Origin of the sequence: Marinobacter sp. SS13-12 (assembly GCF_030227115.1) — a bacterium.
Classification (GTDB): Bacteria; Pseudomonadota; Gammaproteobacteria; order Pseudomonadales; family Oleiphilaceae; genus Marinobacter.
In genome coordinates this window covers 1,622,148-1,635,810 of the sequence record NZ_JASSUA010000001.1, presented here as the reverse complement: position 1 = coordinate 1,635,810, position 13,663 = coordinate 1,622,148, and the positions used below count along the sequence as shown (strand labels likewise).

Annotated in this window: 13 protein-coding genes; 4 read left to right on the top strand and 9 right to left on the bottom strand. The window is 58.1% G+C overall.

Annotation, left to right across the window (positions count from 1 at the left end; genetic code table 11):
- Nucleotides 1–118: 118 nt before the first annotated feature.
- The gene (locus QPL94_RS07485) at nt 119–841 is read right to left on the bottom strand and encodes a DsbA family protein (protein ID WP_285356548.1); all 723 of its coding nucleotides are present in this window, start codon (nt 839–841) and stop codon (nt 119–121) included.
- Between the two features lie 108 nt (nt 842–949).
- Here QPL94_RS07485 and QPL94_RS07480 point away from each other — a divergent pair, with 108 nt between their 5' ends.
- A complete protein-coding gene (locus tag QPL94_RS07480) occupies nt 950–1,915 on the top strand; it encodes an NAD(P)H-dependent flavin oxidoreductase (RefSeq protein ID WP_285356546.1) in 966 nt (321 codons plus the stop codon).
- On the opposite strand, the gene QPL94_RS07475 is transcribed toward QPL94_RS07480, so the two are convergent.
- Genes QPL94_RS07475 through QPL94_RS07460 form a run of 4 tightly spaced genes read right to left on the bottom strand, consistent with a single transcriptional unit; the run spans nt 1,912 to nt 6,197 of the window.
- Entirely contained in the window at nt 1,912–3,420 is a 1,509-nt protein-coding gene (locus tag QPL94_RS07475; RefSeq protein WP_285356545.1) for a DUF5666 domain-containing protein, read from the bottom strand. The two genes, QPL94_RS07480 and QPL94_RS07475, sit on opposite strands and share 4 nt — an antisense overlap.
- A gap of 38 nt (nt 3,421–3,458) precedes the next feature.
- Entirely contained in the window at nt 3,459–3,860 is a 402-nt protein-coding gene (locus tag QPL94_RS07470) for a hypothetical protein (RefSeq protein ID WP_285356544.1), read from the bottom strand.
- Nucleotides 3,857–4,714, bottom strand: coding sequence for a DUF6502 family protein (locus QPL94_RS07465; RefSeq protein WP_285356543.1), 858 nt, complete (start codon nt 4,712–4,714; stop codon nt 3,857–3,859). The genes QPL94_RS07470 and QPL94_RS07465 overlap by 4 nt, the downstream gene beginning before the upstream one ends.
- A 37-nt stretch (nt 4,715–4,751) precedes the next feature.
- On the bottom strand, nt 4,752–6,197 hold the full coding sequence (locus QPL94_RS07460) for a DUF5666 domain-containing protein (protein WP_285356542.1): 1,446 nt from the start codon (nt 6,195–6,197) through the stop codon (nt 4,752–4,754).
- 162 nt (nt 6,198–6,359) lie between these two features.
- Between QPL94_RS07460 and QPL94_RS07455 the strand changes: the two genes are divergently transcribed.
- Nucleotides 6,360–6,530, top strand: coding sequence for a DUF6435 family protein (locus tag QPL94_RS07455; protein ID WP_285356541.1), 171 nt, complete (start codon nt 6,360–6,362; stop codon nt 6,528–6,530).
- 134 nt (nt 6,531–6,664) lie between these two features.
- Here the strand turns inward: QPL94_RS07455 and QPL94_RS07450 are convergent, their stop codons facing one another.
- Complete coding sequence (locus QPL94_RS07450; protein WP_285356538.1) at nt 6,665–7,009, bottom strand: chaperone modulator CbpM; 345 nt, start codon at nt 7,007–7,009, stop codon at nt 6,665–6,667.
- Between the two features lie 12 nt (nt 7,010–7,021).
- Complete coding sequence (locus QPL94_RS07445) at nt 7,022–8,005, bottom strand: DnaJ C-terminal domain-containing protein (RefSeq protein WP_285356537.1); 984 nt, start codon at nt 8,003–8,005, stop codon at nt 7,022–7,024.
- 176 nt (nt 8,006–8,181) lie between these two features.
- Here QPL94_RS07445 and QPL94_RS07440 point away from each other — a divergent pair, with 176 nt between their 5' ends.
- Together QPL94_RS07440 and QPL94_RS07435 are read left to right on the top strand one after the other, a co-directional pair.
- A complete protein-coding gene (locus tag QPL94_RS07440) occupies nt 8,182–9,000 on the top strand; it encodes a TVP38/TMEM64 family protein (RefSeq protein WP_285356536.1) in 819 nt (272 codons plus the stop codon).
- On the top strand, nt 8,997–11,237 hold the full coding sequence (locus QPL94_RS07435; protein WP_502881514.1) for a hypothetical protein: 2,241 nt from the start codon (nt 8,997–8,999) through the stop codon (nt 11,235–11,237). Before QPL94_RS07440 ends, QPL94_RS07435 begins: the two co-directional genes overlap by 4 nt.
- 9 nt (nt 11,238–11,246) lie before the next feature.
- Here QPL94_RS07435 and fba read toward each other — a convergent pair whose 3' ends face one another.
- On the bottom strand, nt 11,247–12,311 hold the full coding sequence (gene fba, locus QPL94_RS07430; RefSeq protein WP_137435508.1) for a class II fructose-bisphosphate aldolase: 1,065 nt from the start codon (nt 12,309–12,311) through the stop codon (nt 11,247–11,249).
- 185 nt (nt 12,312–12,496) lie between these two features.
- Nucleotides 12,497–13,657, bottom strand: coding sequence for a phosphoglycerate kinase (locus tag QPL94_RS07425; RefSeq protein ID WP_285356535.1), 1,161 nt, complete (start codon nt 13,655–13,657; stop codon nt 12,497–12,499).
- Between the last annotated feature and the right edge of the window lie 6 nt (nt 13,658–13,663).

Here is a 13,663-nt window from a genome sequence, read left to right as displayed (position 1 = left end):
CATCATTTTTCGGGCGGGTGGATAATAATTCATTTTTCACTCCGTTTCTTTGAGGCCAAACAAAAAACTCCCGCAAAGCGGGAGTTTTCAGGAACTTGAAGAAGGAGTGAGAGAGCCCTCAGTCAGCCAGTTCACGCTCCACAACGGCGGATAGCTGCCCCCAGCCCGGACGGGTCAGGCGGACGTTATCGACGAGCACGGTCGGCGTGCTGGTGACACGGAGTTGCATCGCTACGCGCCGGCTCTGCTCGATTTCTTCAATGTGCAGGTCGGTATTCATACAACGGCGGAACCTGCGCTCTTCCAGCCCCAGGTCATTCGCGTACCGGCTAAAGGTGTCTACGGGACTACCGGAACCACTCCACTCGGTCTGCATATCAAACAGCTGGTCATGCATTTCCCAGTAGGCGCCCTGGTCACCGGCACAGCGTGCTGCCTGGGCGGCAGGCATGGCGTTGTCGTGTTGCTGAAGCGGCAGGTCAAAGTACACAAACCGCACCTTGCCAGAATCGACGTACTCCTGCTTCAACTGCTGGGTGGCGTCTGAAAAGCGGGCACAGGCCGGGCACTGGTAATCCGCAAACTCCCGCACGACCACAGGCGCATCATCGTCACCCATTGATACCCCGTAACGATCCAGCTCAGCAGGAAACGGATCGGCGTTGGGGGCTGCAACCGGCAATTCATTGGACGTGGGGGACGGGTTTGCGGTGAGGAAAAACACACCAACCGCAACAAACACCAGAACAATAACGCCAAGGCCGGCATAGAGTGGCTTGCGATCTTTCTGCTTGCGGGGCGGTGGCGCACCGGTTTCCTTTCTTCTTTTTGCTTCGCCCATGATGGAGCTCCTTGTTGTTTATTCGTTTCTGATCGTTTTCAGGCGGTAATGAGCACGCTAAGATCCTTTATACCGTACATAAGTTCCAACAGAAATTAAGGAATTCTCATGGCGTTACCTGAATCACTGACAAGCTCGCTGAACCTTCCCCTGGTTGCGGCACCGATGTTTCTGATCTCCGGCCCGGAGATGGCGCTTGCCTGCTGCAAACAGGGGATCGTTGGTAGCTTCCCCGCGTTGAACCAGCGCAGCAGCGAGGATTTCGAGAAATGGGTGATTCAGATGAACGAGGGCCTGGAAGACTTCCGCCAGACCCATCCGGACCAGAGAATCGCGCCCTATGCGGTCAACCTGATTGTCCACCGCACCAACCCACGCTGGGAGGCCGACCTGGAACTGTGCGTGAAACACCAGGTGCCCATTGTGATCACTTCCCTTGGCGCAGCCACACGCGTGACCGAAGCCGTGCACAGCTACGGCGGCCTGGTTTTCCACGATGTGACCAACCAGAAACACGCCCGCAAGGCAGCGGAAGCGGGAGTGGATGGCATTATAGCGGTCTCCGCCGGTGCGGGCGGCCATGCCGGCACCATCAACCCGTTCGTGCTGGTGCATGAAATTCGCGAGGTATTTGACGGTATTATCCTGCTCGCTGGCGGCTTGTCCAAAGGCGAAGATATCCTGGCAGCCCAGGCCATGGGCGCAGACCTGTGCTACATGGGCACCCGGTTTATCAACACGACTGAATCACAGGCGGAAGCGGCCTACCAGAACATGATTATTGAGGCGGTATCCGGGGACATCATTCATACTCCGGCGGTTTCAGGTATTCCTGCCAACTTCATGCGCCAGAGCCTGGAAGCGGCAGGCTACCCCATGGACAAACTGAACCAGGCCGGAGAGCTCGACTACGGTGAAAAGCTGAAGCCGGTGGATGACGAGGCCAAGGCCTGGAAAACCGTCTGGTCCGCCGGCCAGGGGGTTAGCCAGATTACGGATGTGGTTACGGTCAGTAATCTGGTTGAACGTATTGGCAACGAATATCGGGAAGCCCGTTCGCGGCTTTGCGGTTAGTCGTCGTCATCTTCTTCGAGTTCGATTTCGGTGGCCACCAAGTTTCCATTGTTGAGCTGATCGTATTCGACCTCGATGAGAGGGCGCTCTCCGTCATCGACCAGGCTGAGCAAAGCATCAAAGGTGGTGTCGTCAAACTCTGTTCCAGTGCTGGTCTCGATGCTTACGCCCAGAACATTGAATGCAGTGCCTTGAATGCTTCGCAAGCGACCGACGAGTTCGAACTCTCCGTCAGCCTGGTCATCATCAATCTCAACCTTGAATGCTTCGAGGTAAACACCACCATCGGTGTTGACTCGCTCGATACCGCTGACCTCAACCTTTTCAGGGCCACCAAGATCCTCGAGTCTGATGTTGTTTGCATCCTCGCGGACCATCGCGGTAAGAGGTGTGACCTGAACCAGAACCCCTCCGATTCGGAAGCTCTGCTCATTCACATTGACACTGTTAACGCCAATGCGCCCCTCAACTTCTGACTCGCCTTCGCGCAGCGCGATTTCTTCTGCTTCAACTGTCCCATCGTCGAGGAAGTCGCCTTCCACCTGAATCAGAAGATCAGGCGTTAGGTCCTCCTCGGTCAGCCCGTCGTCAAAGTGAGTATCGTCGGTCACTCGGACGAACAGGCCGTTGATCTCGAAAAGGCGGGTTTGCGGATTAATTGCCGAGCTTACCGGACCGGCAAATTCGATGTCATCGTCATCGCCCCTGCGATATCGACGAAGATCGTCCTCTGCAATCTCACTGGCGAAGAGCACATCACCTTCAAAGCTTCCTTCAACTTCAACAAAGGGGTTGCCGGCAAGTTCGGAAATGCCGATTCCGTCAAACCCGGTATCATCACGGTCACACGCGACCGTAATATCTCCTATTTCGAATCTGCACAGGTCCGCATCAAAATTGCTGACCTGGCCCTCAAGTTCAATTTCATTTTCCAGGTCAAAGGTCCCTGATGCAGAGTCAGAAAGAGCGCCCACGAAGCTGGCCCTGAACTCCCCATTTGGCAGTCGCCAGGCGCTGACCCTGACGAAATCGCCGCTGATCAGCTCGATAACCTGTTTGCCTTTTACCACCGTCTGGTTATCGATGTGAACAACCAGGCCATAGATGCTGAGCCTGGCGGTCTTGGTTGCCGGGTCCCAGGGCTGCGTAATGACGACTTCTCCCCGGAGCGTATCGTCATACTCAACGCGGTTGGCCGTACCCTGACCATCATCCCGCCACTCACCATCAACCCTCAGAATCATACCCTCGTCCAGTTCCGACTCTGTGGTTATGCCGTCATCGCTCTGAACCTGTCCGTTCAGACTGCCGGTATCAAACCGGACCCCGTTAACAAACACACTCCCGAACCCCGAAACCGGCCCCACACTGGACCCCGTGCCACGGATGCCGCCGTCCGCGACATCAAGGCTGTCACTGCCGCTGCCTCCGCATGCGGTCAGGATACCGATGGCCAGTGCGCTTAACGAAAAACGGGTAGTCACGTGGGTGGACTTCGGTTTCATGGAGGTGTCTCCCTGGCCAGCAACGGGGCCAACATTATTCATCGGAAATCGTTACTACGCCGGCGCAGGGCCCTGCCGGCTTCCATCTGTTCTTCTGTGTCGGGAATCATACCGTCCTCGTGGGGCACTTCCGGGACGTAGGCGCTGCGGCGCAACAGCAGGCAGCCGCTTTCATGCTGCTCGACGATTCCCTTGCGAAGCAGCTCGTTAAAGATGACCGTCGGCACCAGATCACGATTCACCAGCCCGACCAGGGCGTTGAAACCCGCCTCATCCGAACTGGCCAGTGGCAGCAGCGTGGGATGGTTGTTGGCATCCAGAAAAGGGCTGCTGATCCAGCGCCGGACGACTTCCCTTGCACTGGCGGATAGCAGCGTGGTGACCAGATCCGTGGGCTGCCAACAGTGCCCGGTTCGTGGAACGGTTTCACGGTTTGTCATGTATGTTCTCCACTGCCATCTGGCTGAACAGGGTCTTCAAAGTAGAAAATGCCCACTCCGGTTCTGACAGCTTCCCCTGTCGCCTTGTTATCACCATGGCCTGCAATATCGCGGTCGTAAGGTCCCAGCCACGTATCGAGCTGTTCCAGCATGGCCTGTGACTGTTGCGCCGCATACCGGCGCCAGCGCCCCATGACTTCCGGCGGGATATTGTCGTATACCAGCGTTCTCTGGAACAGGGGCTGACCATCAGCCTCGCTGCCCACCAGATTGTGATCAATGGTCGCTATAAGATCTGATACGTCCTCTCCGAAGATCTGGAGCATTTCTTCGCTGTCACCCGCCGGAACATAAGCCCTTTGGCGCAATGCCAGCTTCCCGGAGGCCTCGGTTGCCACCACGCCTACCCGCATCAGTTCTTCCAGGACTGCTCGCGGGGTCATATCGCCGCTGTAGCGCTTCACGAGCTCACTGAAGCTGAGCGGGCCATCGAATGGAAGTTCTGCCGGCGCGCCCTCACCGGTCTGGAATGCACAATCATGAACCCATCCGGAAACCACGCGCGAGGCACGGTTTTCATGCCGGGCGCCCGGGTTACCATCATGTTCCCCTGCCAGGATTTCCCGCTGCTTTCTGACTTCCTTTCGCGTGAGCCCCGTCATCACCGCAGCGCGGGAATCCGTTGGCTTTTTACGGTTGTCGGCGAAATCTTCCAGGGCGGCCTCCACGTAGGCACGCCTGACCAGCTCTGAGAACTCCGCAAACGGAATACCGTTGCGGAGCAGCAGGCGTGTCATGGGGCGCAGAATGCGATACAGCGCCCTATGCAGGGGGGTGGTATCGGAGCTTTTCATATTTGGGATTGTATTCCCATAGAGACATCAACACCAATCAGTCATCTTCTTCGATCTCGTCGATCACATAGTCACCGCCAGCATTTCGGAAGTAATCGATCTCTACCTGATTCCCCACGCTGATATCAGAGAGATTCGCGTCACCACGGAGCAATGTGAGGCCAAGGACCGTGATGGAGCTGTCGGTAACGGCTGTTACCCGTCCTTCCATCTCATAGCCATCGTCATCATCGTCGTCTTCACGCTCGATCTTGATGGCTTCCAGGTAATCGCCTCCGGACGAGCGCTGGCGACCTTCCACCTCAATGAAATCGCCAACACGAAGGCTTTCGATATCGCGGGTTCTCATCGTGATGCTGTCATCATCGTCGTCATCGTCATCTTCGATGAGCGTGTTGCCGGTCAGCACCACACGAACGCCGCTGACGACCAGTTCGTCCTCACTCTTCGATTCAATGACACCGTCCAGTTCTGCATCACCGTCACGAGGCTCGATCTCTTCGGCTACCAGCACACCGTTACGGAAACTGCCCTCGACTTTCACCAGCAGGCCATCGCCAAGCTCACTTTCCCGCAGGCCATCGTCAAACCCGGTACCGCTATTCACCCGGACAGTAATTCCGTTGAGGCTGAACTGCCGGCTGACATCGTCGTAGTCACCGGAAATGGCCCCGGCAATCTCGACATCATCGTCGTCATCGAAGAGGTCGTCTTCATCCTCGATTTCCTCTGCGATCAACACCCCGTTCTGGATATAACCTTCAACCTCAACAACGATGCCGTTTGCGAGATCGTCCCGTTCCAGATCGTCATCGAACTCGGCGCTCTGGTAATCCACATCAATGCCGTTGATCTGGAAGGTCTGGGCAACTGCGTCCAGATTGCGGACCACACCTTCAACTTCCACTTCGTTGCCATCGCCGAAATCATCGCTCACTGGCTTCACGCCCACGTAACTGGCGCGGAAAGTGCCATCATCAAGGCGCCAGGCACTGATCCGAACCCGGTAGGTGCCAGGGCTGACACCATCCAGTTCGGCCGGCGTGGCGCCCTTGAAGACGGTCTGCCCGTCCACCAGGATTTCCTGCCCGGCGACTATCAGCGTGCCGTCACCGTCAAGCAGGTCCGGACCGTTCCAGGTAGCGGACTGCAATTCGCCGCGGAGAGTATCGTCGTAATCCAGGCGATCGGCCTCGCCCTGTCCATCGTCGTCCCAGCGGCCACGAACCTTGAGAATCATGCCTTTCTCGAGCTGGGTCTCCCGCTCGATGCCGTCGTCGCTGTTAACACTGCCATTGGTATTAAACCGGGTGCCGTTTACGTACACACTGCCAAACCCGGACACCGGCCCGACACTGGTTCCGGAGGATGCGGTGTCACTACTGGACGAACCGGAACCACCACCGCCACAGGCGGCCAGGGAGCCTGCGATAACACCGGTCATGGCCAGTTTGATTGCTGTTGCTAACGGATCGCGTTTCATAGGTCTTCTCCTTTTTTATTGGGATTATTTTCCCAAACCTATAATTGGGAAATTATTCCCATTTATAGGGGTTGTCCAGCTTCTGAACATGAAGATTTTGTGAACTTTCCGGCCCCATGGGCGTAAGCTACTGAACAGACGAATGAAAACAGGGGAAAAATAATGCTGGGATTTCTGAAGGGCGATCCGAAGAAAAAGCTGCAGAAAGAGTATGAAGCGAAGCTGCAAAAAGCGCTGCACGCCCAACGCAACGGCGACCTGCGCACCCATGGCACGCTGATGGAGGAAGCAGAGAAAATTTACGCGGAACTGCAGAAGTTAGAGAAGGACTGACCTCCCAAGTTTGGCGGGAGGTCCGGCTGGTAACCCCTGTTCAAAACCGTGGAGCGCCAGGGATGGCGCGACCGAGCCCTACATGGACGTATTTACGGGCGTGTTTTGAACAGGGGTTGCCAGCCGGACCGGGGCTAGGAGTCTCCCATAAAATGCCGAAGCTGCCGGTTAAGGCGATCGACTTCACGTCGCATTTCCTGGACCTCATCAAGAAGCTCCAGAGACATCGCCAGGCCAGGCAGGTTCATCTTCAGATCCCGCTGCAAACGCTGGGCCTTGCGGAGACGGGCCAGGGCGTCAAGATCGAACTGCCATTGGCGTGCTTCCGGTGATTCCTCCACAGGAGCGATCACACCGTAGTTCACCAGTTTGATAACGAACTCCGCGTGGCAATCCCCACGCTCGCAGACCTCCCGCAAGGTGAATGTAGCGGTTGGTTCCACCAGTTCGACGCTCAGAATCCGGTCTTTATCAGTCATCCTTCACCCCGCTCACACATGCAGTTTGCTGCGTGGATTGAACCCTTTTTCAGCCTCGGCCAGCTGTTTGTACAGCGCCTCGGCTTCTTCGCTGTGCCGCTCCGGCATCACGATCTGCAGCACCACAAGTTGGTCCCCCGGATGCTTGCCTGGCAGGCCTTTGCCCTTGAGCCGCAATTTGCGGCCGCTGGAAGAGCCCTTGGGCACCTTGACGTTCACCTTCGAGCCAACGGTGGGCACCGTGACCGAGGCACCGAGAGCGGCCTCCCAGGGAGCGATGGGCACCGTCACCAGTATATCCCGGCCTTCCACCGTGAACAGGGGGTGCGGCGCGTATTCCACTTCGATAAACAGGTCGCCATTCTCCGCACCACCGATGCCGGGGGCGCCCTGACCTTTCAGGCGGATATGTTGCCCTTCCCTCATGCCGGCGGGGATCTTCACGTTCAGGGTTTTCTGACGTGGCACTACCCGGCCGTTGGCGTCCGGCTCATGGACACTGAACGACACCTGCTTATCGCAGCCATGGAAAGCCTCCTCCAGGAACAGCGCCAGCCGGGCGTGAACATCTTCACCCCGCATGCGCATGGAGTGGCGCTGGCCGCCGAAGCCACCACCAAAGCCTGCTCCCGGGCCGGCTCCCCTGCGACGGCCACCGCCGAAGATTTCCTCAAAGAAGTCGCTGAACTGCGCCGCATCGGCTTCGGTATAACCACCGCCACCAAAGCCGGACGCACTCTCCCAACCGGGAGGACGCTCAAACGACCCGTCCTGACGGGCGCCGTAATTCTTCAGCTCATCGTATTCGGCACGTTTTTCGGGGTCTTTCAGTACTTCATAGGCCTCACCCACGTCTTTGAATTTGTCGGACGCATCTGCTTCCTTACTGACATCCGGATGATATTTCCGGGCCAGTTTGCGGTAGGCCTTTTTGATCTCCTCGGGGGAGGCAGACTCACTCACACCAAGCACGGCGTAATAGTCTTTGAAGTCCATTCTATTCCTCACACCTGTTTAGAATGCTGGGCATTGTTTACCCGGTTACTACCACTATATTTGATGAGGAAGTGAAAATTACAAGGTGCGGACCTATCAGAATTGATGCGTATCAGTTGTCTGGCCATGGTTGTCCGCTTGTTTTCACCCCTTGGCCTATCTAGGCTTGATAAGAGATGACAAACACTTCAGGCAGGATGTGCCCCCCATATTCGTTTCCGTTACAGGAGGTGATCTCCATTACCCAAGAAGCAGATCTGGAGCGAAGGGCCGGCTGGAAGCGTTCTCCCATACTCGGGATGCTGGCCAGCATCGTTTTTGTGGGCATTATTCTTGCGATCCTCTATTTCCTGGGGATCCATGAACGGGTCGTGGTCATGCTTCAGTGGTTTGAAGACCAGGGCGCCTGGGCTGCCCTGTTATTCATTCTGCTGATGACGGTGACTGTGGTTGCCCTGCTGCCCGGCGTTTTGTTTACCACTGGCGCGGGCTTCGTATTCGGGGTGATGGAAGGCACCGTGTATGTGGTCACCGGGACGGTGTTGGGGGCTTCCCTGGCTTTCCTGATAGCCCGGCACCTTTTTGGCGAACGGGCAAAAGAATTTGTGATGGCCAGAGCACGCCTGCGGCTGATGAGCAATGAGCTGACGCCCCATGGCTGGAAAATCGTGCTTCTGACCCGGCTGATTCCGTTTTTTCCCAGCAAGCTTTCAAACTATTTCTTCGGCCTAACGCGATTTTCGTTTCGTGGCTTTGTGGGAGGATCCGCCATAGGTTTCATACCTTTCTCACTTCATAACGTTTACCTGGGGTCTATCGCAGCCGACCTGACCGTTCTGGGAGTACGGGAGACCAGCCGGTCCCCTCTGGAGTGGGCCATATACGGCGCCGGGTTCGCCGGCACCCTGGCTGCTGTCATTTACCTCAACATCCTCGCCCGCCGCGCCCTGTCCAAATACGCTGACGAAGAGCACAGCCTGGAGATCAAACAGTGACCTGGATGAAATGGCTACCCTGGCGTTTTGTGGTTAAAACCGTCGCCCGCAAACACGGCTTTCTGGACCCCATCGCCCTGCTCTCAAGACTCCATGGATTCGCCCAGCCCTCGGAAGTCGGAGAACCCATCGAGCTGCTGCGGGCCGGTGTGGTTTTCCATGCCCGGGGCCTGATCAACAGCCGGGTTATCCAGCACAACCTGGACTGGGTCTGGCCCTACTGGATCGAGCGGCAATTTGACCCAAAGGATCCTTCGTTCATTCCCCGGGCGTTTTCCATTACCCATATCAACCTCAGCAACCGGAACTGGACGGCGGTGGGGCACCCTGACTGCGACGAACTGCCAATCGTGGACCCGAGAGGCCTGCTGACACCGTTTTATGACAGCTGGTCACTGGACGGCTGGCTGCTGGCTGACGACGGCCGCTGCCTGCTGCCCTCACGGGCAAAGGATTCGCGCCAGTGGCAGGATGTGGGCGATGTAATCAGCGTCAATACCGAGTCATCCATGGACGGCCTGGAACTCGGCAGCAAAGCCTGGGTGGAGCTGGAATCCGGCGTTCCGGTGTGCAAATTCCGGCTGCGGGCAAAGTCGCAGGTGGCCGGTTCACTGGTGCTGGCACTGCGGCCGTCCAATCCCGAGGGAGTGAGTTTCATAAACCGCGTCAGTCTCTCGAAAGATCGGGATGCCTGGACGGTGGAGGGCGATCGCTCAGTCACCTTCAGCGCCCCCGCCGAACGACACCATGTCTCGGATTACCATAACGGTGACGTGCACATTCATCTGACCGACCGTGAGGACCAGACCGAGGGCGTCTGTGATGTGGGCATGGCCACCGCGGCAGCGCTGTTTTCCGTGAAGGCCGGGGAAGCCCGCGAAATCACCGCCAGCATTCCCCTGAGCGACACCCGGGCACGGCTACCCCTGGCCGATGCCTGGCAGACAGAACGGGAAGGCCACGCCCGCCTTGTGTGCCCCGAACCTCACTATCAGTTTCTCTATGATGCTGCGGTTGCGTCTCTGATCCTCCACTCTCCGGACGATGTCTATCCCGGCCCATTCACCTACAAGCGGTTCTGGTTCCGCGATGCGGCCTTCATCATCAACGCGTTACTGAGCATCGGACTGACCGGACGGGCTGAGCGGGCCCTGTCCCGCTTCCCCCAACGCCAGACCAGTCGCGGTTATTTCCGCTCCCAGGAGGGCGAGTGGGACGCCAACGGCGAAGTGCTCTGGATACTCAAACGCTTTTTCGACCTGACGGGTCGTCGCCCGGACAAGCACTGGCATGCCCCCATAAGCCGTGGCGCCCGGTGGATTACCAACAAGCGCCTGCGCGAGGAAACCGAAGCGCCCCATGCGGGGTTACTGCCGGCAGGTTTCAGCGCTGAACACCTGGGCCCGAATGATTACTATTACTGGGATGACTTCTGGGGCATCGCGGGGCTCCATGCCGCTGCGGACATGCTGGCAGTCGACAGCCCGGAAGACAGCCGGGCTTTCCGGGACGATGCCGTCGATTTTACGAAGGCAGTCGACCGCAGCCTGGAGCGCTGCCAGACGCGTCTGAAGCGGCCAGGCATGCCAGCCTCCCCCTACCGGCGCCTGGATGCGGGCGCCATAGGTTCCCTGGCGGCAGGTTACCCGACCCAGATTTGCGCTCCCGATGATCCGCGACTGCTGGACTGCGCTGAATTTCTGCTGGAGCGGTGTTTCGTCGACGGCGCCTTCTACCAGGACATGATCCACTCCGGTCTGAACGCCTACCTGACCCTGCACGTGGCCCAGGTGCTTCTGCGGGCGGGTGATCCCCGCTATCTCCAGCTGATGGATTCGGTAGCCGAACTGGCCTCGCCTACCGGCCAGTGGCCCGAAGCCATCCATCCCGGCACCCTTGGCGGGTGCATGGGGGATGGGCACCACGTGTGGGCATCGGCGGAATGGGTACTGATGGTGCGCAACTGCTTTGTGCGGGAAGAAGGGGAACGCCTGGTGCTCTGTGGTGGTATACCCGGGCGCTGGCTGGAACAGAACGAGACCATCAGCTTCGGGCCCGCGCCAACAGGCTTTGGCACTGTCTCCGTCAGCATAATGCCGGACCCAGCTGGTTCACACAGAGTGGAATGGACGGCCGAGTGGCACACTGAGGAGCCGCCGATCGAGGTGAAGCTGCCAGGGTACAAACCGGTGGTCGCGAGCCCGGATACGGGCTCGGCGACACTGGAAAGACTCTGACTACAACGTTTACTTGACCTTGGGGTCCAACTCGCCAGAAGCGTAACGCTCGAACATGCGCTCGAGGTTGACCGGTTTGATCTTGCTGGCGTTGCCTGCAGTTCCGAAGGCTTCGTAGCGGGCAACGCAGACTTCCGTCATTGCCTTCATGGTTTCCTTCAGGAATTTGCGCGGGTCGAACTCGGCCGGGTTCTGCGCCAGGAAACGACGGGTTGCACCAGTGCTGGCCAGACGCAGGTCGGTGTCGATGTTGACCTTGCGAACGCCATGCTTGATGCCTTCCACGATTTCCTCAACCGGCACACCATAGGTCTCGGGAATTGCACCACCGTATTCGTTGATGATCTTCAGCCACTCCTGGGGAACAGAGCTGGAGCCGTGCATCACCAGGTGAGTATCCGGAATGCGGGCGTGGATGGCCTTGATCTGGTCGATGGCCAGGATGTCACCGGTCGGGGGACGGGTGAACTTGTAGGCGCCGTGGCTGGTGCCAATGGCGATGGCCAGGGCGTCGACGTGGGTTTTCTTGACGAAATCCGCGGCTTCTTCCGGGTCGGTCAGCATCTGGCTGTGATCCAGGGTGCCTTCGGCGCCGATGCCGTCTTCTTCACCGGCCTGGCCGGTTTCCAGGGAGCCGAGGCAACCCAGTTCGCCCTCAACGGAAACGCCACAGGCGTGAGCCATTTCCACGGTGCGGCGGGTAACGTCCACGTTGTACTCGTAGTCGGTAGGAGTCTTACCGTCTTCACCCAGTGAACCATCCATCATCACCGAGCTGAAGCCCAGTTGAATGGAGCGCTGGCATACGGAAGGGCTGGTGCCATGGTCCTGGTGCATGACCACTGGAATATGGGGAAACTCCTCAATGGCCGCCAGAATGAGGTGACGCAGGAAAGGAGCACCGGCGTACTTGCGGGCGCCGGCAGAGGCCTGAACAATCACCGGAGAGTCGGTCTTATCGGCCGCCTCCATGATCGCGCGCATCTGCTCAAGGTTGTTCACGTTGTAAGCCGGCACACCGTAACCATGCTCGGCGGCGTGATCCAATAGTTGCCGCATCGAAATCAGGGCCATGGGGGTTGTCTCCTCGATTAATTAAATGTGTCTGGCAGACTTTCTGGTTTGGAGTCTGCTTCGGAGGGCCGGAACACTCTTCCGGGACACGCCGTGAATACGTCCCTGTAGGCTCGTAAAAAACATCCCTGTTTTTTACGGTCCCGGAAGAGTGTTCCGGCCCTCCTTGCGATTCAGACTTGTGCTTAGGCGCCGCGCTCTTCTAAAACGGCAACTGCCGGTAGCGTTTTTCCTTCCACGAATTCCAGGAAGGCACCGCCGCCGGTGGAAATGTACGAGATTTTGTCACTTACACCGTACTTGTCAACGGCGGCGACAGTATCACCACCGCCAGCCAGTGAGAAGGCATCGCTTTCAGCGATGGCTTTCGCCAGGGACTGGGTGCCGTTGCTGAACTGGTCGAATTCGAAGACGCCGACCGGGCCATTCCACAGGATGGTTTTGGAGGACTTCAACAGGCCGGCGAATTTGGAGGCGGTTTCCGGGCCGACATCCAGAATCATGTCGTCTTCAGTGACCTCATCGATTTTCTTGGTGGTGGCCTTCGCTGTCTCGGCGAACTCGCTGGCAACCACCACATCCACAGGCAGCGGAATTTCCACGCGGGAGGCGATTTCCCGGGCGGTGTCGATCAGGTCGTGTTCGCACAGGGATTTGCCTACCGGGTGACCGGCAGCTGCCAGGAAGGTGTTGGCGATACCGCCACCGACGATGATCGAGTCGCAGACTTTTTCCAGCGCGTTCAGTACGTCCAGCTTGGTGGACACCTTGGAGCCGCCAACGATGGCGACGACGGGCCTGGCCGGGTTGTCCAGGGCCTTGCCGAGTGCTTCCAGTTCGGCCGCCAGCAGCGGGCCGGCGCAGGCTTCGGGCGCGAAACGGGCAACACCATGGGTTGAGGCCTGGGCGCGGTGGGCGGTGCCGAAGGCATCCATTACATACACATCGCACAGGGCGGCGTACTTTTTGGAGAGTTCTTCGTCGTCTTTCTTTTCGCCTTTATTGAAGCGCACGTTCTCAAACAGAACCACTTCGCCTTCGGCCACTTCAACGCCGTCCAGGTAATCGGTGATCAGGCGCACGTCCTGGCCCAGCAGCTTGCCCAGGTGCTCAGCCACCGGCTTCATGGAGGAGGCTTCGTCGTAAACGCCTTCTTCCGGGCGACCCAGGTGGGACATCAGCATAACCCTGGCGCCAGCGTCTTTTGCGGCCTTGATGGTGGGCAGCGAAGCGCGGATGCGGGCGTCGCTGGAGACTGCACCATTCTTTACCGGTACGTTCAGGTCTTCACGGATCAGTACCCGCTTGCCTGCGAGGTCCAGATCGGTCATTCTCTTGATAGCCATAATGTT